16 protein-coding genes are annotated in these 23852 nt (G+C 72.7%); 10 read left to right on the top strand and 6 right to left on the bottom strand.

Annotated elements, in window-relative coordinates; genetic code table 11:
• Nucleotides 1-269: 269 nt before the first annotated feature.
• Complete coding sequence (locus ACQPYD_RS07250) at nt 270-1205, top strand: carbohydrate kinase family protein (RefSeq protein WP_267950288.1); 936 nt, start codon at nt 270-272, stop codon at nt 1203-1205.
• Between the two features lie 100 nt (nt 1206-1305).
• Here ACQPYD_RS07250 and ACQPYD_RS07245 read toward each other — a convergent pair whose 3' ends face one another.
• A complete protein-coding gene (locus ACQPYD_RS07245) occupies nt 1306-3471 on the bottom strand; it encodes a RecQ family ATP-dependent DNA helicase (protein ID WP_433700305.1) in 2166 nt (721 codons plus the stop codon).
• 294 nt (nt 3472-3765) lie between these two features.
• On the opposite strand from ACQPYD_RS07245, the gene ACQPYD_RS07240 reads away from it, so the two are divergent.
• The 5 genes from ACQPYD_RS07240 to ACQPYD_RS07220 all read left to right on the top strand — a co-directional run bounded on the left by ACQPYD_RS07240 (nt 3766) and on the right by ACQPYD_RS07220 (nt 11243).
• On the top strand, nt 3766-6117 hold the full coding sequence (locus tag ACQPYD_RS07240; protein ID WP_433700304.1) for a glycosyl hydrolase: 2352 nt from the start codon (nt 3766-3768) through the stop codon (nt 6115-6117).
• A gap of 160 nt (nt 6118-6277) precedes the next feature.
• Nucleotides 6278-8758, top strand: coding sequence for a DNA gyrase/topoisomerase IV subunit A (locus tag ACQPYD_RS07235; protein WP_433700303.1), 2481 nt, complete (start codon nt 6278-6280; stop codon nt 8756-8758).
• An 82-nt stretch (nt 8759-8840) separates the two neighbouring features.
• Nucleotides 8841-9371: a beta-class carbonic anhydrase gene (locus ACQPYD_RS07230; RefSeq protein WP_433700302.1), complete on the top strand. Its 531-nt coding sequence runs from the start codon at nt 8841-8843 to the stop codon at nt 9369-9371.
• A gap of 222 nt (nt 9372-9593) precedes the next feature.
• Nucleotides 9594-9920: a tetratricopeptide repeat protein gene (locus ACQPYD_RS07225; RefSeq protein ID WP_330161432.1), complete on the top strand. Its 327-nt coding sequence runs from the start codon at nt 9594-9596 to the stop codon at nt 9918-9920.
• Nucleotides 9921-10100: 180 nt separating this feature from the next.
• Nucleotides 10101-11243: a PLP-dependent cysteine synthase family protein gene (locus ACQPYD_RS07220; RefSeq protein WP_433700301.1), complete on the top strand. Its 1143-nt coding sequence runs from the start codon at nt 10101-10103 to the stop codon at nt 11241-11243.
• A 67-nt stretch (nt 11244-11310) separates the two neighbouring features.
• Here ACQPYD_RS07220 and ACQPYD_RS07215 read toward each other — a convergent pair whose 3' ends face one another.
• Nucleotides 11311-13416, bottom strand: coding sequence for a DNA gyrase/topoisomerase IV subunit B (locus ACQPYD_RS07215; protein WP_433700300.1), 2106 nt, complete (start codon nt 13414-13416; stop codon nt 11311-11313).
• A gap of 471 nt (nt 13417-13887) precedes the next feature.
• On the opposite strand from ACQPYD_RS07215, the gene ACQPYD_RS07210 reads away from it, so the two are divergent.
• Nucleotides 13888-14112, top strand: a complete 225-nt coding sequence (locus tag ACQPYD_RS07210) for a DUF7455 domain-containing protein (RefSeq protein WP_267948676.1) — start codon at nt 13888-13890, stop codon at nt 14110-14112.
• An 87-nt stretch (nt 14113-14199) separates the two neighbouring features.
• Here ACQPYD_RS07210 and ACQPYD_RS07205 read toward each other — a convergent pair whose 3' ends face one another.
• Nucleotides 14200-14889 carry a GNAT family N-acetyltransferase gene (locus ACQPYD_RS07205; protein ID WP_433700299.1) on the bottom strand — a complete coding sequence of 230 codons (690 nt, stop codon included), beginning with the start codon at nt 14887-14889 and terminating at the stop codon, nt 14200-14202.
• A gap of 331 nt (nt 14890-15220) precedes the next feature.
• Between ACQPYD_RS07205 and yaaA the strand changes: the two genes are divergently transcribed.
• Nucleotides 15221-16018, top strand: coding sequence for a peroxide stress protein YaaA (yaaA, locus tag ACQPYD_RS07200; protein ID WP_433700298.1), 798 nt, complete (start codon nt 15221-15223; stop codon nt 16016-16018).
• A gap of 302 nt (nt 16019-16320) precedes the next feature.
• Here the strand turns inward: yaaA and ACQPYD_RS07195 are convergent, their stop codons facing one another.
• Both ACQPYD_RS07195 and ACQPYD_RS07190 read right to left on the bottom strand, forming a co-directional pair.
• Nucleotides 16321-18018: an RNA polymerase sigma factor gene (locus tag ACQPYD_RS07195; protein ID WP_433700297.1), complete on the bottom strand. Its 1698-nt coding sequence runs from the start codon at nt 18016-18018 to the stop codon at nt 16321-16323.
• A 238-nt stretch (nt 18019-18256) separates the two neighbouring features.
• Nucleotides 18257-20308: a SpoIIE family protein phosphatase gene (locus ACQPYD_RS07190; protein WP_433700296.1), complete on the bottom strand. Its 2052-nt coding sequence runs from the start codon at nt 20306-20308 to the stop codon at nt 18257-18259.
• A 569-nt stretch (nt 20309-20877) separates the two neighbouring features.
• On the opposite strand from ACQPYD_RS07190, the gene ACQPYD_RS07185 reads away from it, so the two are divergent.
• Together ACQPYD_RS07185 and ACQPYD_RS07180 are read left to right on the top strand one after the other, a co-directional pair.
• The gene (locus ACQPYD_RS07185; protein ID WP_433700295.1) at nt 20878-21165 is read left to right on the top strand and encodes a hypothetical protein; all 288 of its coding nucleotides are present in this window, start codon (nt 20878-20880) and stop codon (nt 21163-21165) included.
• A 203-nt stretch (nt 21166-21368) separates the two neighbouring features.
• Nucleotides 21369-22985 (top strand): hypothetical protein, encoded by a 1617-nt coding sequence (locus ACQPYD_RS07180; RefSeq protein ID WP_433701981.1) that lies wholly within the window; start codon nt 21369-21371, stop codon nt 22983-22985.
• Between the two features lie 43 nt (nt 22986-23028).
• Here the strand turns inward: ACQPYD_RS07180 and ACQPYD_RS07175 are convergent, their stop codons facing one another.
• A complete protein-coding gene (locus ACQPYD_RS07175; RefSeq protein ID WP_433700294.1) occupies nt 23029-23826 on the bottom strand; it encodes a tyrosine-protein phosphatase in 798 nt (265 codons plus the stop codon).
• Nucleotides 23827-23852: the final 26 nt, after the last annotated feature.

Below are 23852 nucleotides of genomic sequence, written 5' to 3'. Positions count from 1 at the left end.
CACCGCGAAAACGCCCCGGGGCGTCCGCACGGTACGCCCTCCCCGGCCCCCGGTCGGCCCGTGCGGGCCACCGGCCCCACGTGACGCAATGCTCATCGCGGAGGGCTCCCGGGGCGCGGCGACGCCCTCCACAGCGGCGATCGGCGTCCTTCCGCCGACGTGTGGCCGGGGCGCGTTCAGTTCGTTACACGCCGCTGACGGTTCACCTGTTAACGTCGTGCGAGCACGGATTCTTATAACCCTCGGTGGTGGCTGGCGAAATGACACGAGTGGTCGTGATCGGTGACCTGATGACCGACGCCGTCGCGCGCGCGTTCCACCCGTTGGCCCGCGGCAGCGACACTCCGGCGTCCGTGATCATGTATGGCGGGGGCTCCGGGGCGAACATCGCCTCGTGGCTGGCCGTGGAGGGTACCGACACCACCTTCGTCGGCCGCCGCGGCTCCGACATCACCGGCCGGACCCGTGAGATGGAGCTCATGGGCTACGGTCTGGACTCGCGCATGGTGATGGACCCCGAGCGGCCCACGGGGACCTGCGTGGTGATGATCACCCACCGGGGCGACCGCACGATGCTGAGCGACCCCGGCGCCAACGCCCGCCTCCAGCCCGAGGACCTCCCCCGCGACGTGTTCGGCCCCGACGGGCACCTGCACGTGTCGGGGTACACCCTGATCAACGCCGACTCCCGGCGCGCGGCCCGGGTGGCGCTGCGGATGGCCCGCGAGAGCGGGATGTCGATCTCGGTCGACGGCGGCTCGCACGCACCGCTGGAGCGCGCGGGCGCCGAGAACTTCCTGGACTGGACCCAGGGCGCGCGGCTGCTGTTCGCCAACGTCGACCAAGCCAGGGTGCTGACCGGCCGGGAGGACCCCGAGGCCGCGGCGAAGGTGCTGACCGCCTGGTTCCCCAACGTGGTGCTCAAGCTGGGCCAGGGCGGCGGCCTGTGGGCGTCCAAGACCCGTGACGACTGCGTGACCGCTCCCGCCGAGCCGGTGGAGCCCTCCCCCGGTTCCGTGGGGGCCGGCGACGCCTTCATCGCGGGGTTCCTCCCGGCGTGGCTCGCCGGCCGCCATCCCAAGGAGGCGCTGGGCCGCGCCCACCGCCTGGCCGCGCGGGCCCTGCACCAGCCGGGCGCCCGGCCCGACCTGGGGGAGGGCCAGCCCGTCCGGCGCGGCGCCCCCCGCGGCCAGCGCATCCGCTGACCCCGCACGCCTCCGTTCCGGCGGGTGTGCCGCGGCTAGCGCCGCGGCACACCCGCCGGTCCGCGTCGGGGGACGGCGGGCCCGCACCCCGCGGCGGCGCTCAGCCCCCGGTGGTGGCCAGGGTCAGCGGCAGCACCTCGGGGGCGCCCGCGCTCCTGAGCAGGGCGGCGCCCACGGTCAGGCTCCAGCCGGTGTCGGTGTAGTCGTCCACCAGCAGGACCGGTCCGGGCGTCTCGGCCTGGACCGCCGCCAGCCGCTCGCGCAGCTCGTCGCCGACGCGCAGGGACGCGTACACCTGGGCCAGGCGCATGGCGCTGTTGTGCTTCCTCTGCTCCACGGCCCCTCCGTACTCCAGCGCCCCGACCGGGGTCAGCCTCCCCAGCCGGGACAGGCGGGAGGCGAGGTCGTCGATCAGGGCGGGCCGTGTGCGGGACGGCATCACGACGACGCCGACCGGCCGGCGCTCCCAGCCCCACGTGGCGAGGACCCGCACGACGCCCTGGAGCATCCGCTCGTCCACCGGGGCGTCCGGCGCGTCGTCCGCGAGCACGCGCCTCAGCTCGTTGCCCCACCCGATGTCGGTGAGGCGGCCCAGGGCCCGTCCCTCGCCCGCGCGGAGGTCGTCCTTGATCTTCCCGGTCAGGCCCACCCCCAGGGTGTCCATGCCGGACGGCCACTGCCGCCTCGGGGCGATGGGCGTGCCCGGCCGGTCGAGGTGCTCCGCCGCGGCCTCACGGCGCCCGGGGTCCACGTCGGTGCTCCAGTACTCGCCCGTGCACACGTCGCAGCGCCCGCAGGCGACGCTCTCGGGGTCGTCCAGCTGGCGGCGCAGGAACTCCATGCGGCAGGTGTCGAGGTCGATGTAGTCGAGCATGGCGCGCTGCTCCCGCTCACGCGCCTCGGTGACGGCCGCGTACCGCTCCGCGTCGTAGCTCCACGGCCGACCGGTGGCCTCCCACCCGCCGCGGACCCGGCGGACCGCGCCGTCCACGTCCAGGACCTTCAGCATCTGCTCCAGCCGGGTGCGGCGCAGGTCCACCCGGGTCTCCAGCGCGGCCACGGACAGGGGCCGGCCCTCCGCCGCGAGCACGTCCAGGGTCTGGCGCACGGTCTGCTCCGGCGGGAACGAGAGCCCCGCGAAGTACTCCCAGATCTGGGTGTCCTCGCGGCCGGGCAGCAGGACCACCTCGGCGCGCTCCACGCCGCGTCCGGCGCGGCCGACCTGCTGGTAGTAGGAGATCGGGGACTGCGGCGCGCCGAGGTGCACGACGAACCCCAGGTCGGGCTTGTCGAAGCCCATGCCGAGCGCGCTGGTGGCCACCAGCGCCTTGACCCGGTTGGCGAGGAGGTCGTCCTCGGCCTCCCGGCGCTCGTCGGGGTCGGTCTGCCCGGTGTAGGCGCGCACCTCCAGCCCCTGCTCCCGGAGGAAGCGGGCGGTCTCCTGGGCGGCGCTGACGGTCAGCGTGTACACGATCCCCGACCCGTGGATCTTGGGGAGGTGCTCCGCGAGCCAGCTGAGCCTGGCCGTGGGGTCGGGCAGCCGCGCCACGGCCAGCCGCAGGCTCTCCCTCTCCAGCGAGCCGCGCAGCACCAGGGTGTCCTGGCGCTCGCCGCCCGCCTGGAGCTGCTCGGCGACGTCGCGGGTGACCCGCTCGTTCGCCGTGGCCGTGGTGGCCAGGACGGGCACCCCGTCCGGCAGGTCGTGCAGCAGGGACCGGATGCGCCGGTAGTCGGGGCGGAAGTCGTGGCCCCAGTCGGAGACGCAGTGGGCCTCGTCGATGACGACCAGGCCCGCGCCCGCGGCGAGCTCCGGCAGGACCCGGTCGCGGAACTCCGGGTTGTTGAGCCGCTCGGGGCTGACCAGCAGGACGTCGACCTCGCCCGCGGCGACGTCGGCGTAGGTCGCCTCCCACGCGGTGGTGTTGGAGCTGTTGATGGTCCGGGCCCGGATGCCGGCCCGCTCAGCGGCCGAGATCTGGTTGCGCATCAGGGCCAGGAGCGGCGAGACGATGACGGTCGGGCCCGCGCCCTCCGCCCGGCGCAGGGCGGTGGCGACGAAGTACACCGCCGACTTGCCCCAGCCGGTGCGCTGGACGACGAGTGCCCTGCGGTGTTCGGCGACCAGGGCGCGGATGGCGGTCCACTGGTCCTCGCGCAGCCGTGCGGAGTCCCCGGCCAGGGCCCGGAGGTGCGCCTCGGCCTGCTCGCGGAGCGCGCCGCCGGAGGCGTCGGCGGGGACGGTGGTGTCAGCGGTGGGTGTGGCCATGTCCTCCTTGGTACCAGAGCCGGAGGACATCGGAGGGGTCGTCCACAGGCAGAACGCGCGAGGACCTCCGCTCCGGCGCGGCGCCGGGGCGCCCGCCGCACCCGGTCCCCGGGGGGACCGCATCCGGAAAGAGCCCCAGAACACTCCGCGTAACGAAACGGAAACTATCCGTCTTCCCGGCATTGCACTCCCGAACCGGTATCTGAACACTCGACGCCAGGGCTCACGTCTGGGGCGCTCGCGTCTGGGAGCGCTCCCGACTCCTCGCGACACGCACCGCGGAAGGACACGGACATGCACCGACCACGGGGCCGTACCGGCCCCCGACACGCCTCCCCCGAGGCCCCGGCCCGACGACGGGGAGGGCCCGCCCGGCCCGCGCTCCTGGCGGCCGGCGCCGCCCTCCTCCTCACCGGCGCCGCCCTCCCGGCGCTCACCGGGCCCGTCCCCGCGACCACCGCGGCGGCCACGGGCGCCGCGGCCGTCCCCGTGGGATCCGGCAGCTACACCGACACCCTCCCGGCCGGGGCCTCCGGCCCCTCCGACCTCAGCGGCGCACCGGCCTCCCCCAAGGTCACCGACGACTACGAGGGCGCGGCCCCCACCAACGAGTGGTGGTCCTCCCTCATCTTCCAGCGCTACCCGGAGAACCCCCACGGCGAGAACCTCTTCGCCCACCCCGCCAGCTACCACCCCCACGAGGGCGGCCTGGAGATGGGCTACCCCGACACCCCCCGGCTCGTGGCCGACGGCCTCAAGTACGAGTTCCCCCACGTCCCCGACCTCTCCCTGGGCGCGGTCGGCCTCGACTCCCCCGACACCCGGGTCGCCGACAGCGGCGACTGGACGGTCACCGCCGAGTGGGCGGGCGGCGGCCCCACCCTCCGCGTCACCATCGGGCAGGGCCTGCCCTTCGCCTACGCCGAGACCAGCGGCGGCGACGCCGAGGTGAGCTTCAGCGGCGCACCCGACGTGTGGCACGAGGACGGCTCCGTCGTCGGCGCGAGCGTCGGCGGCCGCCACTACGCGCTGTTCGCGCCGTCGGGTTCCCCCTGGACCCGGTCGGGCGACACCTTCACCGCCGCCACCGGCGACGGCGGCCACTACTCCGTCGCCGTCCTCCCCTCCCCCGAAGACCTGGACGCCTTCGCCCCCTACGCCCACTCCGTCGTCACCGGCTCCGTGGTCGACTACGACTACGACGAGGCCGGGGCCACCCTGACCAGCACCTACCGGGTGGAGACCGAGGCGGTCGAGGGCGACCGCACCGGCACCCTCATGGCGCTCTACCCCCACCAGTGGGACAACGCCGTCACCGACGTGACCGGCCTGTCCTACACGTCCCCGCGCGGCGAGATGCGCGTCGCGGAGGGCGGGAGCTTCACGACGGAGCTGACCACCAACGGCATGCTGCCCGGCCTGCCCACGGCCGAGGGCGCCGACCGCGACCGGATGCGGCAGCTCATCGACGAGGTCCTCGCCGACGGCGAGCCGTTCCCCGAGCCCGGCGACACCTACTGGGACGGCAAGGCCATGGGCCGCCTCGCCCAGCTCGTCCCCATCGCCGACTCCATCGGCCACACCGAGGCCCGTGACGAGCTCCTCGACCTGGTCAGGGGCCGTCTGGAGGACTGGCTGACGGCCGGGGGCTCCCGCCAGTTCCACTACGACGCCGAGTGGGGGACCATGCTCGGCTACCCCGACAGCTTCGGAGCCGCCCAGGAGCTCAACGACCACGACTTCCACTACGGCTACATCGTCTCGGCCGCCGCCGTCGTCGCCCGCTACGACCGCGCGTGGGCGGCCGAGGACGCCTGGGGCGGCATGGTCCGCCTCCTGATCCGCGACGTGGCCGCCACCGACCCCGACGACCCGATGTTCCCGCGCCTGCGCTCCTTCTCGCCCTACGCCGGGCACGGGTGGGCGTCCGGGCACGCCGGCTTCGCCGCGGGCAACAACCAGGAGTCCTCCTCCGAGGGCATGCACTTCGCCGCCGCCACCACCCTGTTCGGCTCCCTGACCGGCGACGAGGAGATCCGCGACCTCGGCGTGTACCTGCACACCACGCAGGCCTCCACCGTCTCCCGCTACTGGCAGAACGGGGACGGGGGCGCGTTCCCCGAGGACTTCGGGCACGACGTCGTCGGCATGGTGTGGGGCGACGGCGGCGACTACCGCATCTGGTGGGACGGCGGGGACGAGGAGCACTACGGCATCAACTACCTGCCCATCACCGCCGGGTCGCTCTACCTCGGCCACGACCCCGAACACGCCGGGACCGTCTACCGGTCGCTCGTGGACAGGCTGGGTCGCGAGCCGGAGATCTGGAGGGACATCCACTGGGCGCACCGGGCCCTCTCCGACGGCGACGACGCCCTGCGCATGTTCGAGGAGCAGTGGCAGAGCTACGAGCCCGAGGCGGGCAGCTCCAAGCCGCACACCTACCAGTGGGTCTCCACCCTCGCCGAGGCCGGCACCGTCGACGCCTCCGTCACCGCCGACACCGCCCACTACGCGGTGTTCGACGACGGCGGGACCCGCACCTACACCGCCTTCAACCCGGGCCCGTCCCCGGTGACCGTCACCTTCTCCGACGGGGCCTCGCTCGAGGTCCCCGCCGGCGAACAGGCCGTGACCCGCGGCTGACCGGGCATCCCGGTCACGCGACGTGGTTTTCGCCCCCTCCGCGCATCCGGGGCGAAAACCACGTCGCAAGGGGTCAAAACCCCTCAGTCGCGCGACTCACACACGTCCAACCACGCGTCCGCGTACGTTTCAGTCTCCGGCACAGGCCAGAATTACGGACATGGCCCGTACTACTTCCCGTCCCCCCGAGGATCTCGCCGAGAAGATCATCGACATCGACGTCTCCGAGGAGATGCGAGGCAGCTTCCTGGAGTACGCGTACTCGGTCATCTACCAACGCGCGCTCCCCGACGCCCGCGACGGCATGAAGCCGGTTCAGCGGCGCATCCTCTACCAGATGAACGAGATGGGGCTCCGCCACGACCGCGGGCACGTCAAGTGCGCCCGTGTGGTCGGGGACGTGATGGGACGGCTCCACCCCCACGGTGACAGCGCCATCTACGACGCCCTCGTCCGCCTCAGCCAGTCCTTCGCCATGCGCGTGCCCCTGGTCGACGGCCACGGCAACTTCGGTTCGCTGGGCGGCGACGACGCCCCCGCCGCCATGCGCTACACCGAGGCCCGTCTGGACCGCGCCGCCGAGCTGCTGGTCTCGTCCATCGACGAGAACGTCGTCGACTTCAAGCCCAACTACGACGGCCAGGAGACCGAACCCGAGGTCCTCCCCGCCGCCTTCCCCAACCTGCTGGTCAACGGGGCGTCCGGCATCGCCGTGGGCATGGCCACCAACATGGCCCCCCACAACCTGGGCGAGGTCATCGCCGCCGCACGCCACCTGATCTCCCACCCCGACGCGACCCTGGAGGAGCTCACCGAGTTCGTGCCCGGCCCGGACCTGCCCACGGGCGGCACCATCGTCGGGCTGGACGGCATCCGCGACGCCTACCGCAGCGGCCGGGGCACCTTCAAGACGCGCGCCACCGTCGCCATCGAGAAGGTCTCCGCGCGCCGTACCGGCCTGGTCGTCACGGCCCTCCCCTACAACGTGGGCCCCGAGAAGGTCGTCAGCCGCATCAAGGAGCTGGTGCAGTCCAAGAAGCTCCAGGGCATCTCGGACCTGAAGGACCTCACCGACCGCACCCAGGGCCTGCGCCTGGTCATCGAGCTCAAGAACGGCTTCAACCCCGAGGCCGTGCTGGAGGAGCTCTACCGGCTCACGCCGATGGAGGAGTCCTTCGGCATCAACAACGTCGCCCTCGTGGAAGGCCAGCCCCAGACCCTGGGCCTGCGCGAACTCCTCGAGGTGTACGTCAACCACCGCCTGGAGGTCGTCCGCCGCCGCAGCGAGTTCCGCCGCGCGAAGCGGCAGGAGCGCCTGCACCTGGTGGACGGCCTGGTCACGGCCCTGCTGGACATCGACCGCGTCATCGCCCTCATCCGCGAGGCCGACGACACGGCGGCGGCCCGCGAGTCCCTGATGGGCGCCTACGGCCTGTCCGACACCCAGGCCCGCTACATCCTGGACACCCCGCTGCGCCGCCTGACCCGGTTCGACAGACTGGAGCTGGAGACCGAGCGGGAGAAGCTCAACCAGGAGATCGACTCCCTCACCGCGATCCTGGAGTCGGACAAGAAGCTGCGCCGCGTGGTCTCCAAGGAGCTCGCCGACGTCTCCAAGGAGTTCGCCACCCCGCGCCGCACCCAGCTGCGGGAGAGCGACGGGGCCGCCCGCAGCGCGGTCGTCCCGCTGGAGATGGCCGACCAGCCCTGCCACGTGCTGTTCGGCGTCGACGGCGCCATCGGCCGCAGCAAGGGCGCCGCGGCGCCGCGCGTCTACGAGGGGCTGCGCACCCGGCACGACGCGATCCACGTGTCGGTGCCCACCACCTCGCGCTCGGACGTCGGCCTGGTCACCGACCTCGGCCGGATGATCCGCGTCCCGGTGGTGGAGCTGCCCGAGCTGCCGGACCGCGACGACGAGCGCCCGCCCCTGGCCTCCGGCCTGGACGTCGGGGAGTTCGTCCAGCTCGAGGAGGGCGAGCGCGTCGTGTCGGTGGTGGCCATGGACGCGTCGGGCCCCGGCTTCGCCGTGGGCACGGTCGGCGGCGTGGTCAAGCGCGTCGCCCCGGACTACCCGCCCAACAAGGACGACTTCGAGGTCATCGCGCTCAAGGACGACGACCGCGTCATCGGCGTCACACAGCTCTCCTCCGGCGAGGAGGACCTCGCCTTCATCACCTCGGAGGCCCAGCTGCTGCGCTTCTCCGCGAGCACCGTGCGCCCGCAGGGCAGGCCGGCGGGGGGCGTGGCGGGCGTGCGCCTGTCGGAGGAGGCCCGCGTGCTCTGGTTCGGCGCCGTCCCGAGCCCGGAGGACTCGGTGGTGGTCACCGTCTCCGGTTCCTCCAGCGCACTGGAGGGCACACAGGCCGGTTCGGCCAAGGTGACGCCGTTCGAGACCTATCCGACGAAGGGCCGCGCCACGGGCGGCGTGCGGTGCCACCGCTACCTGAAGGGCGAGGACACCCTGCTGTTCGGCTGGATCGGCCGGGCCCCGGCCCGCGCCTCGCGGGCGGACGGCAAGCCCGTCCGGCTTCCCGACACCAGCGACCGTCGGGACGGGTCGGGTGACGCCCTCCCGAGGGCGATCGTTACTGTTGGTAGCGGTCAGACCGACTCCGGGATCTCCGGCCCCGGCGCCTGACCCCTCCACCCCGTGCCGTGCGCACCGGAGTGCTCCGGTGCGCACGGCACAGCTGTGACCAAGGACAAGGGAGTGACTCCACGTGGGTGACAACAACGGTGCCGTCCCCTCCGCAGGCGCCTTCGACGACGTGTTCGCGGCCAACGCGGACTACGCGGCCGGCTTCTCGCTGGCCGGGCTCAAACCGGTCGCGGGGCGCGGCCTCGCCCTGGTGACCTGCATGGACTCCAGGATCGAGCCCCTGGACATGCTCGGTCTGGAGCCGGGCGACGCCAAGATCCTGCGCAACGCGGGCGCCCGGGTGACCGACGACACGCTGCGCACCCTGGTGCTGGCGGTGTACCTGCTCGGGGTCGAGCGGGTGCTGGTCCTTCCGCACACCCGCTGCAAGATGGCGTCGGTGCCCGGCGACGACGCCGTCCACGACCTCATCCAGCAGGAGTACGGGGTCGACACGCGGAGCCTGGAGTTCCACACGAACAGCGACCAGCTGGGCGCGCTGGGGCACGATCTGGAGCGCATCCGCCACCATCCGCTGCTCCCCGCCGGCCTGCCCGTCGCGGGCGCGATCTACGACGTGGACACCGGGCGGATCTCCCCCACGGACCTCTGACGACGCGGCGCGGAGCGCCGTCCGCGCCTCCCGGGCCCCGGCCCGGAGGGCGGATCGCGTGTGCGGGCCCCGTGTGCGGGGATCTCTCTGATGGGGGTGGTGGCGCCAATGGGTCACACCAGACCTCACCAAGCGCCTCCACCCCACACGCCACACCAGGGAATGCGGCCAGACCCCTGGCCGTTGTGATCCGGGACGGTTCGCACCGTCGGAAGGAGCACCGTGGAAGAGAGCACCTACGAGACCTACAACCGCGCCCGCATGTTCATGGAACTGGGCGACCCGATCTACGCGGCCCGCACCCTCGAACCCGTCGTCGAGCACGATCCCGACAGCAGGTCGCTGCTGGAGCTGCTCGGACGCGCCTACTTCCACTCCGCTCAGCTCAACAAGGCCGAGAGGACCTTCCGCAGGATCATCGAGCTGGACCCGGTGGACAACTGGGCGCACATCGCGCTCGCCCGCACGCTGGAGCGCCAGAGCCGCCACGACGAGGCGGCCACCTACCGGCGCATGTACTCGGTGATGTCCGGGGGATCGCTGGACTGAGGCGCGCCGCCCGGCGCGCCCTCCCCCGCACCGGGGCCGCCGGCCGGGCGGCCGCGCCCCCGCGACCCGGGCCGGGCCCGAGGGGCCCGGCCTCCCGTGTGCCGGGGAGGCCGCGGGGGACCGGCGCCCGCTCCCGGGGCGCGGAGGGGCCGGGGACCCGGGAGGGCTACCCTGCTGACCATGGCATCCTCACCAACCGGTCCGGAACCGGACGACGCCGCCCCGTGGGTGGACCGCAGCGACGACGGTACCCGCGCCTGGGTCGACGAGGCGGTCCGCAAGGTCGTGGCGGACGCGAACCGTTCGGCCGACACCCACCTGCACGTGTTCCCCCTGCCCCCGGAATGGGGCATCGACCTGTACCTGAAGGACGAGTCGGTGCACCCCACCGGCAGCCTCAAGCACCGGCTGGCGCGTTCGCTGTTCCTGTACGGGCTCGCCAACGGGTGGATCCGCGAGGGCACCACGATCGTGGAGGCCAGCTCGGGGTCCACCGCGGTCTCGGAGGCCTACTTCGCGCAGCTGATCGGGCTGGACTTCATCACGGTCATCCCGCGCAGGACCAGTCCGGAGAAGATCGCCCTCATCGAGCGGTACGGCGGCCGGTGCCACTTCGTGGACAGCCCGCCCGCGATGTACACCGAGGCGGAGCGGCTCGCGGCGGAGAGCGGCGGCCACTACATGGACCAGTTCACCTACGCCGAGCGGGCCACCGACTGGCGCGGGAACAACAACATCGCCGAGTCGATCTTCGAGCAGCTCGGCATGGAGCGCTACCCCTGTCCCGACTGGATCGTGGTGGGGGCGGGCACCGGGGGCACGTCCGCGACCATCGGGCGGTACCTGCGGTACCGGCGGATGGACACCCGGCTGGCCGTGGTGGACCCGGAGAACTCGGCGTTCTTCCCCGGCTGGGTCACCGGCGCCCCGGACTACGCCACGGGGATGCCCTCCAGGATCGAGGGGATCGGCCGCCCCCGGATGGAGCCGAGCTTCGTCCCCTCCGTGATCGACCTCATGATCCCCGTGCCCGACGCGGCGAGCATCGCCGCGATGCGGCACCTGTACGACCACACCGGCCTGTCCGCCGGCGGCTCGACGGGCACCAGCCTGTGGGGGGTGTGGCACCTCGTCGCCAGGATGCTCCGTGAGGGCCGCAGGGGCAGTGTGGTCACCCTGATCTGCGACGGCGGCGAACGCTACCAGCACAGCTACTACGACGACGGCTGGGTGGCGCAGAAGGGCCTGGACCCCGCCCCCTACCGGGCCTCCATCGACCGGTTCCTCGGGGAGGGCGTGTGGGAGCCCCCCGCCGCCCCCTGAGGACGCGCGAAGGGCCCGCACCGGGGTGCGGGCCCTTCGCGCGGGGGCCTCGCGGCCCCCGTCCCGGTCAGATGTCGACGCGGGCGATGTCCAGCTCCTGGGCGCCCTGCTGGATGAACTTGCGGCGCGGCGCCACCTCGTTGCCCATCAGCAGGTTGAACACGGCCGCGGCCTCCTCGGCCTGCTCGACCCGGATCCGGCGCAGGGTCCGGTGGCGCGGGTCCATGGTGGTCTCCGCCAGCTGGTCGGCGTCCATCTCGCCCAGGCCCTTGTACCGCTGCACCGGCTCCTTCCAGCCGACCTTGCGCTTCTCCAGGTCCAGCAGCGTGCGCTGGAGCTCGGCGTCGGAGTAGGTGTAGATGTAGCGGTCCTCGGGCTTGGCGCCCCGCTTGCGCCGGACGTTGGTCAGCTCGATGCGGTGCAGCGGCGGCACCGCCGCGAACACCCGGCCGGCCTCCAGCATCGGCCGCATGTAGCGGTAGATGAGCGTGAGCAGCAGGCAGCGGATGTGCGCGCCGTCCACGTCCGCGTCTGCCATGAGGATCATCCGGCCGTAGCGGGCGGCGTCGATGTCGAAGGTCCGGCCCGACCCCGCCCCGATGACCTGGAGGATCGCGGCGCACTCGGCGTTCTTGAGCATGTCGGTGACCGACGACTTCTGCACGTTGAGGATCTTGCCCCGGATCGGCAGCAGCGCCTGGAACTCCGAGTTGCGCGCGAGCTTGGCGGTGCCCAGCGCGGAGTCCCCCTCGACGATGAACAGCTCGCTGTGCTCCAGCCCCTCGCTGCGGCAGTCCACCAGCTTGGCGGGCAGCGCCGAGTTCTCCAGGGCGTTCTTGCGCCGCTGGGTCTCCCTCTGCTGGCGGGCGGCCAGGCGCGCCTTGGCGGCGCCCACGACCTTCTCCAGCACGGTGCGGGCCTTGGCCTTCTCCAGCTTCTTGGTGGAGGTGAGGAACTCGCGGAGCTCCTTGCCGACCACCTGGGAGACGATGCGGGTCGCGGCGGAGGTGCCGAGGATCTCCTTGGTCTGGCCCTCGAACTGCGGTTCGGGCAGGCGGACGGTGACGACCGCGGTGAGCCCCTCCTGCGTGTCGTCCTTGGTGACGGGGTCGTCGCTGTTCCGGAGCAGCTTGGTGGCGCGCAGCTGGTCGTTGACGACCCGCACCAGGGCGCGCTCGAAGCCGTTGATGTGGGTACCGCCCTTGGGGGTGGCGATCACGTTGACGAAGGAGCGCACGGTGGTGTCGTAGCCGGTGCCCCAGCGCAGGGCGACGTCGACGTCGAGGCGGCGCTCGACGTCGGCGGGCACCATGTGGCCGGCGTCGTCGAGGACGGGGACGGTCTCGGTGAAGCTCCCGCTGCCCTGGATGCGCAGGACGTCGCTGATCGGGTCGTCCGGTGCCAGGAAGGTGCAGAACTCGCCGATGCCGCCGTCGAAGCGGAACTCCTCCTCGTGGGCGGGCACGCCCTCCGCGCGCTCGTCGCGCACCGAGATGGTCAGCCCCGGGACGAGGAAGGCGGTCTGGCGGGCCCGGTCCAGCAGGTTCTCGCGGGCGATCTCCGCGTCCTTGAGGAAGATCTGCATGTCCGGCCAGAACCGGATGCGGGTGCCGGTGGTCCTCTGGGCGACCTTGCGGATCTGGTCCAGGCCGGACGAGGGGGTGAACTCGGCGTCGGGCCCGGGGCCCGCGAAGCGGCCGGGGATGCCCCGGCGGAAGCTCATCGCGTGGGTGCGGCCCTGGCGGTCCACCTCCACGTCGACCCGGGCGGAGAGGGCGTTGACGACCGAGGCGCCGACGCCGTGCAGACCGCCGGAGGCGGTGTAGGAGCCGGAGCCGAACTTGCCGCCCGCGTGGAGCTTGGTCATGACCAGCTCCACGCCGGAGAGCCCGGACTTGGGCTCGAGGTCGACCGGGATGCCGCGTCCGTCGTCGCTCACCGCCACCGAGCCGTCGGCGTGGAGCGTGACGTCGATCCGGCCGCAGAAGTCACCCAGGGCCTCGTCCACGGAGTTGTCGATGATCTCCCACATGCAGTGGGTGAGGCCGCGGCTGTCGGTGGACCCGATGTACATGCCCGGGCGTTTGCGCACCGCCTCCAGACCCTCGAGGACCGACAGGTGCCGGGCTGAGTAGTCCCCCGGGTCGTGGACGGCTGCGGTCAAGGCGGTCACTCGGACATCTCCTGCGTTTCGAGGGCCATCGGGGTCTGATGCGGTGCGTGCCCTTTGTACCGCGCCGCACCGACGAAAGGGGGGCCTGGCCGCGGCGCGCCGGTCGCTTTCCGTCGCACGTGGCGGGCTGGGCGGGCGTGCGCCGCCGGGGCGCCGTCCGGCGTCGTCGCCGGGAGCGCACGAGCGTGTTCCGCTGGTACAGGGGCGAAGGGAGCACGGGTCCCGCCCCGCGCGAGACTACCACCTCTGGTGGATGCGACCTGGATACTCCCCTTTTCCGGGGATGCAGGGCCCTCCCCGGGGTAGAACGAGACCGAGAGCAGACGACCGACGAGAAAGGTCCCAAAGCGTTCCTTCCAGGCACCAACCAGGCAGATTCCGCTGTCGGCGTACACGGCGGCTGGTTGGGAACGTCTGGGTCGGGTTAGATGTTGTCAGAGGTGACTAACGCCGAGTATTGAGGATGGCGAAGTGACTGGAACCCTTGCCCCCACCCAGCCGCTGACGGCTGCTGACCGTTGCGACCGCTGTGGTGCACAGGCTTACGTCCGGGTGCTGCTGAACTCCGGCGGCGAACTCCTGTTCTGCGCGCACCACATGCGCAAGCACGACGACTCTCTCCGAAAGATCGCTTCGGACATCCAGGACGAGACCGACAAGCTCACCGAGAGCAAGAACTCCGCGGACGAGCGTTAGCCACACGAGCACAAGAGAAGACGGCCTGACAGCGACGGCGGCCCCGCCAGGGGCCGCCGTCCCGTTGTGTGCGGGGTCACCTCCCCCTCAGCCCAGGACCCGGTTGTGGTAGCGGGAGACCGGGACGAACCCTGCGCCGCCGTACAGCCGCAGGGCGGGCTCGTTCCCCTCCACGACGCACAGGTAGGCGCTCCGCGCCCCCTCGTCGTACGCCCACCGCAGCAGGTCGGCGAGGAGGCCCGTGGCCACGCCCTTCCCGCGGGCCCCGGGGTCGGTGACCATGGCGCAGATCCCGACCGACTCCCCGTCCAGGACGGCGCAGCCCCGGCCCTCCCCCGAGGCGGCGACACCGTAGGCCGTGCCGACCTGTCCGAGGATGCGCGTGACGGTGCCCGCCGTGCGCGCGTCCACGCCCGTGCGCCCGAACAGGGCGGACCACGCGGGGGTGGGACGCGCGGTGATCAGGGAGGCGCCCTCGGCGGCGGGGCGCTCGTCCAGGCCGCGGGCGAGGACGAGGGTGGGCTCCACCACCTCGTAGCCGTGCTCGGCCAGCCTGGCGTCCACGGCCTCCTCCCCCGGCCACACCTGTGCGCAGGGCCTCACCCCGTGCCCGGTGTAGTAGGCGGTGACCTCGGCGACGTCCGCGCCGGGGTCCAGGACCAGCGCGGAGTTCGCCCGCTTGGTCACCCCGTCGGCGAGGCCGAGCCTCCAGCCACCGCGCGTCTCCACGGTGAACGCGGGCCAGTCCCGCGCCACCCTCGCCGCCCACTCGTGCATGCCCGCTCCCCGGAGTCCTCGTCGGAAGCGGACGATGCTACCGGGCGGCCCGCCGCGGCGGTCGCGCGACCCCGGGGGGCACGGGCCCGGCGTCCTCCCGCGGCCGGAGGACCGTCGTGCCTCCGGCCGCGGGAGGACGGCCCGCACGCCGCTCCGCGCACGCGGCGGCGGTCCCGGCAGGGCGGCGCTCCCCGTGCGGGGGCCGGCGGTCCGCCCCGGGACCGGGCGCCGCCGACCTCGCGGGCGGATCCCCGGGTATCCGCCCGGCACCGCCGAACACGCCCTAACATGGGCGGGAACCCACTGCCCCGCCCCTTCTGGAGTCCGCACCATGCTCGTCCTGCTGCCGCCGTCCGAGGGCAAGGCCGGTTCCGGGGAGGGGCCGCGCCTGGACCCGGGCTCGCTCACGCTGCCCGAGCTCGCACCGGCCCGCGAACAGGTGCTGGCGGCACTGACGGAGCTGTGCGCGGGCCCCGAGGACGTCGCCATGGACGTGCTGGGCCTGACCGCCAACCAGGCCGACGCCCTCAAGCGCAACCTGGACGCGGCCACCGCGCCGACGCTGCGCGCCGCCGAGCTGTACACGGGCGTCCTCTACGAGCGGCTGGGACTGCCCGGCCTCCTCGACTCCCCCGCGGCCGGCCGGGTCCGCGAGCGGGTGCTGGTCTTCTCCGGCCTGTGGGGCGTCGTCGGCCCCGCCGACCGGCTTCCGCCCTACCGGCTGTCCATGGGGGTGCGGCTGCCCCCTCTGGGTGGTCTGGGCGCCCACTGGCGACGTGCGCTGGCGGACCCCCTGGGCGGGCTCGCCGAGGGGCGGCTGCTGGTGGACTGCCGTTCGGCCGCCTACGCGGCGGCCTTCAGGCCGACCGGCGCCGCGGCCGGGCGCACCGTCGCGGTGCGCGTGCTGCGCGAGCGCGAGGTGGGCGGGACCGTCGAGCGGTCGGTGGTCAGCCACATGGCCAAGGCCACCCGGGGCGACATCGCCCGCGCGCTCCTGGTGGAGGGCGTGGACGCCGACACCCCGGAGGAGCTGGTGGCGGCTCTGCGGGACCTGGGGCACACCGCGGAGCTGGCGCCCGCGGCGCGGGCGGGGGCCCCTCGCGTCATGGACGTGGTCGTCCGCGACTGAGGCGGGAGCGTGAGGCGGGGGTGACCCACAGTCACTCCCCGCGACATAACGACTCGGTATCGCAACTTTATGCCGCACCTACAGCGCGTACGACACCATGGGCGGCGTCGGATGGATGAAGGACACACCCCGGGAGGCCGGACCCGCACGCGGGAAGGGACGCTCCACCGGGCGCCGGAGGACACGCGGGGGTCGCCACGCCCGTGGGCCGACCCGGCGCCGGAAGCCGTTGTGCCGCCCCGCACGCGGTCGGGACGGCACAACGGTCTCGGTCCTGCTTCGGTCGGGACTACCCGGGGGACCTAGTCCAGGTAGTCGCGGAGCACCTGCGAACGCGACGGGTGACGGAGCTTCGACATCGTCTTGCTCTCGATCTGCCGGATGCGCTCACGGGTGACCCCGTAGACCTTGCCGATCTCGTCTAAAGTCTTCGGCTGGCCGTCGGTGAGCCCGAACCGCATGGAGACGACGCCGGCCTCGCGCTCGGACAGGGTGTCCAGGACCGAGTGCAGCTGCTCCTGGAGCAGGGTGAAGCTGACGGCCTCGCCCGGCTGGATCGCCTCGGAGTCCTCGATGAGGTCACCGAACTCGCTGTCGCCGTCCTCGCCCAGCGGGGTGTGCAGGGAGATCGGCTCGCGACCGTACTTCTGCACCTCGACGACCTTCTCCGGGGTCATGTCGAGTTCCTTGGCCAGCTCCTCCGGGGTGGGCTCGCGGCCCAGGTCCTGGAGCATCTGGCGCTGGACGCGGGCCAGCTTGTTGATGACCTCGACCATGTGCACCGGGATGCGGATGGTGCGGGCCTGGTCGGCCATCGCGCGGGTGATCGCCTGGCGGATCCACCACGTGGCGTAGGTCGAGAACTTGAAGCCCTTGGTGTAGTCGAACTTCTCCACCGCGCGGATCAGGCCGAGGTTGCCCTCCTGGATCAGGTCCAGGAACAGCATGCCGCGCCCCGTGTAGCGCTTGGCGAGCGACACGACCAGCCGGAGGTTGGCCTCCAACAGGTGCTTCTTGGCCCGGCCGCCGTCCTCGGCGATCCACTCCAGCTCGTCGCGCAGCTCGAAGGTGAGGATGTCGGCCTCGTCGGAGAGCTTCTCCTCGGCGAACAGGCCGGCCTCGATCCGCTTGGCGAGCTCGACCTCCTGCTCGGCGTTGAGGAGCGGCACCTTGCCGATCTGCTTCAGGTAGTCCTTGACCGGGTCCGCGGTGGCTCCGGCCGCGACCACCTGGGCTGCGGGGGCGTCGTCGTCATCGTCGTAGAGGACGAAGGACTCGTCCTCCTTGTCGGGCTTCTTGGACGGCGCGCCCACGGCCTCGGGCTTGGCCGGCTTGGCGTCCTTGTCCGAGGGGTCCGGGGTGTCCGGGGTGTCCTCGACCAGCTCCAGCTCGGCGCCGGTGTGCTCGAGGTCGTCCAGGACCTCGTCGTCGTCCTCGAACTCGCCCTCCGCGGCCAGTTCGAGGTCCTTCTTGCCCGCCTTCTTGGCGGTCGCGGTCTTCTTGGCCGCCGGGCCCTTGGACGCGGTCGTCTTCTTGGCCGCCGCGGCCTTCTTGGGGGCGGTCGCCTTCTTGGCGGTCGCGGCCTTCTTGGCCGCGGGCTTGCGGGCGGCGCCGGAGGCGTCCTCCGCGGAGTCGACCACCGCGGTGACCGTCTCGGGCTGCTCGTGGGCGGCCGCGGCGCGCACGGGCTTGGCGGCCCGGCTCGTCGTGGTCGTCGTGGTGGACTTGGTCGAGGTGGACCGCGTGGTCGCCGTCTTGCGCCGCGGGGCCTTGCGCCGGGAGGAGGCCGACTCGGGAACGAGTACGGTCACACCCTCCTTGGCGAGGCTGCGGAGCACGGACTGCGCCTGCGACATCGGAATTTCGGCCTCTTCGAAGGCACGGCGCACGTCCTCGGGCTCAAGAAAGCCCTGGGACCGCCCACGCTCGATCAGCTGCTGAATGACGGGCTCTTGCAGTGACTCGGACTGCTTCGAGCGAGTCGAACTGGCAGATGACACAAACACCTCTCGAACGGACGTGTGGCGAGATTGTCGGACCCGGTGGTCCGCCCGGTCGGGACCGGGCACGACACCCTCTCCCACCTGCGGCCTGGGATCGTCCCCACTGGGGCGGGGAAGCCGTTTGTCTTTCAAGCGTATGCGCTCCCGGAGGTCATCCCCCTGGGGGATCACCGCCGCGTCGCGGGGCGGAACGGCTTCTTCACTGTAGGCAAGGCAATGGACTTGTTCGTACGGTCTACCGCTCCGACACGGGATCGATCACCGGAAGCTGAACGGCGAGCAGAGTGACGTCGTCGTCCTGCTCATACCCATCGAGCATGCTCTCAACAAGGTACTCCAGCATCTGCTGTGGATCGCCCACCACCTCCGGAGGAGCCGACGCCGCCACGCTGACGAGCTCGTCGAGTCCGGAGTCGACGGACCGTTTGCGGTTCTCAACCAGTCCATCGGAGTACAGGGCGACGGTGTTACCGGGTTGCACGAAGAATTTGTGGTGACCTCGTGGCGAGCTGATCCCGAGTGGTGTGTCGGGTTCGGTGTCGAGCAGTGAAGGCCCGGCGCTGCCGGCCACGACCAGCGGCGGGAGGTGTCCCGCGTTGCTGAGGTCGAGCTGGCCGGTGACGGGGTCGAGGACGAAGTAGACCAGTGTGGTGACCTGGTCCATACCCTCCGTCGCGGTGAACATGCGGTCGAGTCCGGTCAGGACGTCGGCAGGCTCCGGCATGGAGAACGCCAGTGCCCGCAACGCGTTCCGGATGCGACTCATTCCCGCCGCGGCCGGGATCCCCTTGCCCATGACGTCGCCGAGCACCCCGGCCACGCGTCCGTCGGGCAGCGGGAAGGCGTCGTACCAGTCGCCCCCGACCTGCACGTTCTGGGAGCCGGACCGGTAGTAGGCGGCGAGCCGCAGGCCCCGGATCGCCGGCAGCTCCTCCGGCAGCAGGCTGCGCTGGAGCTCCTCCGCGGTGCTGTGCTCCTGCTCGTAGAGGGTGGCGCGGCCGATCGCGAGCGCGCACTGGCCCGCCAGGGCCTCCAGGAACACGCGCTCCTCGTCGGTGACCTCGCGCGGCGTGGAGAAGGCGAAGCGCAGCGCCCCGATGGGCCGTCCGGCGACCATCATCGGCAGCGCCACCCAGGCGCGCTCGGATGTGGACCGGACGAGTTCGGCGGCCATGGGCGCGTCGTCGAGCAGCACGGCGAGCTCGGCCGGGTTGGCGGCCAGGCGGGGCTGGCCGTCGGCGACCGCCCGGGCCGCGACGTCCGGGTGGTCCAGGGGGAACACGGGCCTGGGCAGCGGGTGGGCCTGCGCGGCGGCGATGGTGCGGAGGCGCAGGCGGTCGCGGTCGAGCAGGACCACGCAGGTGTGGTCGGCTCCCACTCCGGAGCGGCCGATCTCCGACATGGCGTTGACGACCTCGTCGGCGGTGAGCGCCTCGGCGAGGTCGGAGGTGGCCTTCTGGAGGCGCGCGGTCCGCATGGCCGCCTCGCTGAGCTGCTGGTTGAGACGCTGGCGCAGCTCGTCCGCCTCGCGCTCGGTGGTGATGTCGACGAGGGTGCCGACCCATTCGGCCGTCTCGGCGCCGTCCATGATCGGGTTGGCGCGCGCACGGTAGTGGCTGTAGGCGCCGGAGCGGGTGCGCACCCGGAACATGGCGTCGAAGGGCGTGATGTCGAGGACGGCGTCGTCCCAGGCGCGTTCGACGCGGGGGCGGTCGTCGGGGTGGAGCGCGTCGAGCCAGCCGCGGCCGAGGTAGCGGTCGAGGTCCTGGCCGGTGACGGCCCTCCACTGGGGGCAGTCCTCGTGGACGTCGCCGCCGGAGCCGGCGGCCCAGACGATCTGGTTGCCCGCCTGGAGCAGGGCCCGCAGCCGCTGCTCGTCCCGGCGGGTGGTGCCGCCGTCGTGCGCGGCGATGAGGGCGACGTGCTCGTCCCCCGTGCCGGGGTCGGTGACGGGGAACCAGGTCAGGTCCCAGACCTGCCCGGAGGGCGTGCGGTGGCGGTCGCGGATCGCGTGCCCGCTCTCGCGGACGCCGGCCAGCGAGGCGCGGTGGCTGGCGGCGGCGACCCGGTCGCCGCTCTCCTCCAGGAGGTCGTCGGGCGTCCGGCCGAGGCATTCGGCGGGGGTCCGTCCGAGGAGGACGGCGAGCCGCTGGTTGACCGTGCCGAAGACGTCGTCGGGGCCGAGGAGGGCGAATCCGATCGGGGAGTCGGTGAGAAGGGATTTCACCGCGTCGGGGAGTTGCGCCCTGCTGAGCCGGGGCGGGGGAATGGACGTCTCGGCGCTCAACTGCTCGACACCTCCGGAACCGTCGGATTCCCCACCCGTTTTTCGCTGGGGCTTCTGCCTTGGCCGCGTGGCCTCCGTCGACCGCGCGGGCCGTCCACGGGGTGGAACCGGAGGGTGCGGCGCCGAGGGGGATCGGAGGCTCCGCGGCTCCCGGGAGTCACGCTCCATGACCCCTCTCGGCCGCTGTCACGGCTCAAGCATAAGACACACCCGCCCGCGCGCAACGGCCCTCGTGCCGGCGGCCGCCCGTGGCGGCGGAAGGTAAATGCTAGGTCACCGGGCGGTCCGGACACGGCGGACCGGCGGTTTCCCCGGCGTGTTTTCCCGCAATTACCGTCAATGGGTGATGGATGTCGGTTTGACCTCGAACCTCTGAAACGCGAATGTTATCCGCCCGATTGATCCCTTTCGCCACCTTGACCTGGGGGAACTGCGGGCTCCGGGTAAACGGCGCATCCATGTTTTTTTATCGGCCGCGTGCCGTAGGAGGGGTTGACAGCACGTCCAGAACAAGTGGAATGGGTGGAGGTCACCGTCCAGGCCATCTCCAGCTAGGGGTGTGAGCACGCATGCTCCCGACCTTCCCGGTCCAGGATCTCAGACGGATCTCGGCACGGCTCCACCACGAGTTCGGCGGTCTGTCCCACCGCTGTGTCGAGCGCCGGGTCCGCGACACCTGGCAGTGCTTCGAGCACCTGGGCATCACGGTCACGCCCGACCTGGTCGAGCGGGTCGCCCGGGAGCACCTGCGGGCGATGGTGAACTCCGTGCCGCCCTCCCAGGCCGTCCGGCAGGCGCCGCTCAGGACCGGGGCCGCGCTCCTCGCCGGACACCGCGCCGCCCCCCGCACCCGCTGAACCCCTCCCCCGGCCCGGACCCCGGGCGCCGCGCCCCGGGGGATGCGGCTCCCCGCCCGCGTCCGGCCGCGGAGGGACCCGCCGCCGGATCGCGCGGACGGGGAGCCCCACGCCCGGGGCTGTCATACGCTCGGACGGTGCCCTCCCCTACACCTCCCACGCCCACAGGTCCGGAACCGGTGCCCGGCGCCGTCTTCGACGAGATGCTGCGCGCCTCCCGGGCCATGCTCGCCATGCGCCATCCCCTCGACGCCGAACTGGCGTTCAGCGAACTGCTCGGCAGCTGGTGGGGCGAGCGGATGCCGGGCGTGGACGTCGGGCGGCTGCTCGGGGAGGGCCTGATCGCGCACGCCACCGCCTCCGGCAAGCCGGCCGGCCTCGGCGTCCTGGCGGCGGTCGCCGCGCTGGGCACGTCCTCCGAGCAGCGCGAGCTCGCCGGGCAGGGCGTGATCGCCCTCCAGGAACGCGGTCTCCAGGTACCCGGCTGGGCGTCCCAGCTGGGCGCGGTCACCCCGGTGGCCGCCTATGTCAACAGCGACCAGTTCGGCGACACCGACGACGTGGTGTGCGTGTTCAGCCGCGACGGGGACCGCGCCCCCGACGCCGGGCCGCCCCCTCCCGAGCACGCGCTGATCCTGGTCCTGGACCACAACGGCGGCGGCGTCCTCCGCGACGCCTGGGTCACCACCAAGGTCGACCGGCTGCTCGACCGCTGCCGCGAGCGGGCCGACGCGGACGAGTTCGCCCGGTTCTCCCGGGTCGAGCTCACGGAGGCGCGGGCCCTGCTGTCCCGGGCCCTGGAGCGCACCGAGCGCATGGTGGCGGGGGCGTCCACCGACCGGTCCTCGGGGCCGACCGTCGAGCCGATCGGCCTGACCGTCTCCGATCTGACCGGGGGCTCACTGGCCTCCCACTTCGCCCTGGCCAGCGCACGGGTGCGCACGCTGCCCGGCCCGCACCCCGGGGCCGGCGACCCGCAGGCCCCCGTGTGGCGGCGCGACCGGCGCGCCGTGCTGGCCGCCCGCTTCCTGGCCTCGGACGAGGCGGCCGAGCTCTCCGACTCGTACGCGGCGAGCCGCTGCGCCGACCACATCATCGCGCACGGCTGCGACGTCGACAGCGGCCGCCCGACGCGGATCAGCCCGCGCAAGGTGGAGTCCTTTCTCCTGCACTGGCTGCCCGGCCGCGTGGTGCTGCTGCCGGAGGAGCAGGAGGCCATGCCGCACGTGCTGGCCGCGTGGGTGCGCTGGGCGGGCGCCCGGGGCGGGCTTCCGGACGTGGCCGTGGGCGCCACCCTGGACGCGGTGTGGGAGTCCACCGCGGAGTTCGCCCGGGTCTACCGCGACCCGGCGCGCCCGCTGGGGCTGCGCCAGGAGGCGGTGCGCCGGCTGCTGCCGGACGGCGACTTCGCGTCGCTGGCCCGACGGATGTTCGCGTTCCCCCTGCTGGCGAGCGAGATGGTGACCTGGGCCCCGGAGGAGTTCGACCCGGACACCCCGCACGGCCGCCGGGCGCTGCTGCGGCTGGACCACTACGGCGAGTACGAGGCGGCCACGCCGCACAGCGGCCGCCACTCCAGCGGCCGGGACCGGTGGTACCGGCCGGTCACCGGCGACGACCCCGAACGGGAGAGGGAGCTGGACCGCCACGAGCGCCTGGCCCGGCGGCTGTGGCACGGGAGGCCCGCGAACCTGTGGGCCGCGGCCCGGCGGATGCTGGACCGCGGCGTGGCCCGCCCCGCGGTGCTGGCCGCCCTGGGCGAGGTCCTGGACACGGCGACCTGCGAGAGCGACCTGCGCCGTCGCCTGGACTCCCTGTAGGGCGGCCCCTCCCCCGCCGTCCGGACGCGGACCCCGGAGGGCGCTACCGGAGCATGCGCTCCCGGAGCAGGTCCACGGTGCCGCCGGACAGCTCGAGGCCGTCCACGACGTAGTTGTCGAAGGAGCCGTACACCTCGTCGATGTGGCGGAACGAGGTGTCCAGGTACTCGGCCCGGACCCGGGTCATCGGCACGACCTCCTCCCAGGGCAGGCCGCTGTTCTCGGCCAGCAGCCGCATCCACTTGTCGGTGTTCGCCTGGCGCTCGTTGCTGGCCAGGTAGTCTGTGACCACCGTCTCGCGGTCCACCCCCAGCAGGCCGAGCAGCAGTGCGGCGCCCCAGCCCGTGCGGTCCTTGCCCGCGCTGCAGTGGAAGACCAGGGCGGTCGGGCCCTTGGCCGCCCGTTCGACCAGGTCGCGGTAGCCGGTGAGCGCCTCGGCGTCGGTGACCAGCTCGCGGTAGACGCCGTGCATGAAGCGCTCGGCGGCGCCGTCGGCGAACATGCGCCGGGCGACCTCGGGATCGGTGAGCGCGGCGGAGAAGTTGGCGCCCGCCGCCTCCGGGTTCTGCACGGACACGGCGGTGTACGCGGCGCCCTCGGGCGTGATGTCGGGCAGGCTCTCCCGCTCGTGGGGGGTGCGCAGGTCCACGAGCTGCCGGATGCCCAGGCCGTTGTAGACCGCCACCTCCTCCTCGGAGACCGAGTGGAGGGCGTCGGAGCGGTACAGCAGGCCGTGGCGCACCGTACGCCCGGTCGCGGTGCGGAGCCCGCCCAGGTCGCGGAAGTTGGGGACACTGGAGAGGATGAAACCGTCATTCGTCACGTCCGTGACGATACCCACCCGCCCCGGTGTCCCGTCGGCCCGTG

This window comes from Nocardiopsis sp. CA-288880 (assembly GCF_050955985.1).
GTDB lineage: Bacteria > Actinomycetota > Actinomycetes > Streptosporangiales > Streptosporangiaceae > Nocardiopsis > Nocardiopsis tropica.
The sequence above is the reverse complement of the archived record's forward strand: the minus strand, read 5'-3'. Positions and strand labels throughout refer to the sequence as shown.

What these genes read in the sequence shown, in the direction of transcription:
- yaaA (WP_433700298.1), top strand. Translation starts at nt 15,221, where the DNA reads ATGCTCGTCCTGCTGCCGCCGTCCGAGGGCAAGGCCGGTTCCGGGGAG.
- ACQPYD_RS07220 (WP_433700301.1), top strand. Translation starts at nt 10,101, where the DNA reads ATGGCATCCTCACCAACCGGTCCGGAACCGGACGACGCCGCCCCGTGG.
- ACQPYD_RS07180 (WP_433701981.1), top strand. Translation starts at nt 21,369, where the DNA reads ATGCTGCGCGCCTCCCGGGCCATGCTCGCCATGCGCCATCCCCTCGAC.
- ACQPYD_RS07205 (WP_433700299.1), bottom strand. Translation starts at nt 14,889, where the DNA reads ATGCACGAGTGGGCGGCGAGGGTGGCGCGGGACTGGCCCGCGTTCACC.
- ACQPYD_RS07235 (WP_433700303.1), top strand. Translation starts at nt 6,278, where the DNA reads ATGGCCCGTACTACTTCCCGTCCCCCCGAGGATCTCGCCGAGAAGATC.
- ACQPYD_RS07185 (WP_433700295.1), top strand. Translation starts at nt 20,878, where the DNA reads ATGCTCCCGACCTTCCCGGTCCAGGATCTCAGACGGATCTCGGCACGG.
- ACQPYD_RS07240 (WP_433700304.1), top strand. Translation starts at nt 3,766, where the DNA reads ATGCACCGACCACGGGGCCGTACCGGCCCCCGACACGCCTCCCCCGAG.
- ACQPYD_RS07245 (WP_433700305.1), bottom strand. Translation starts at nt 3,471, where the DNA reads ATGGCCACACCCACCGCTGACACCACCGTCCCCGCCGACGCCTCCGGC.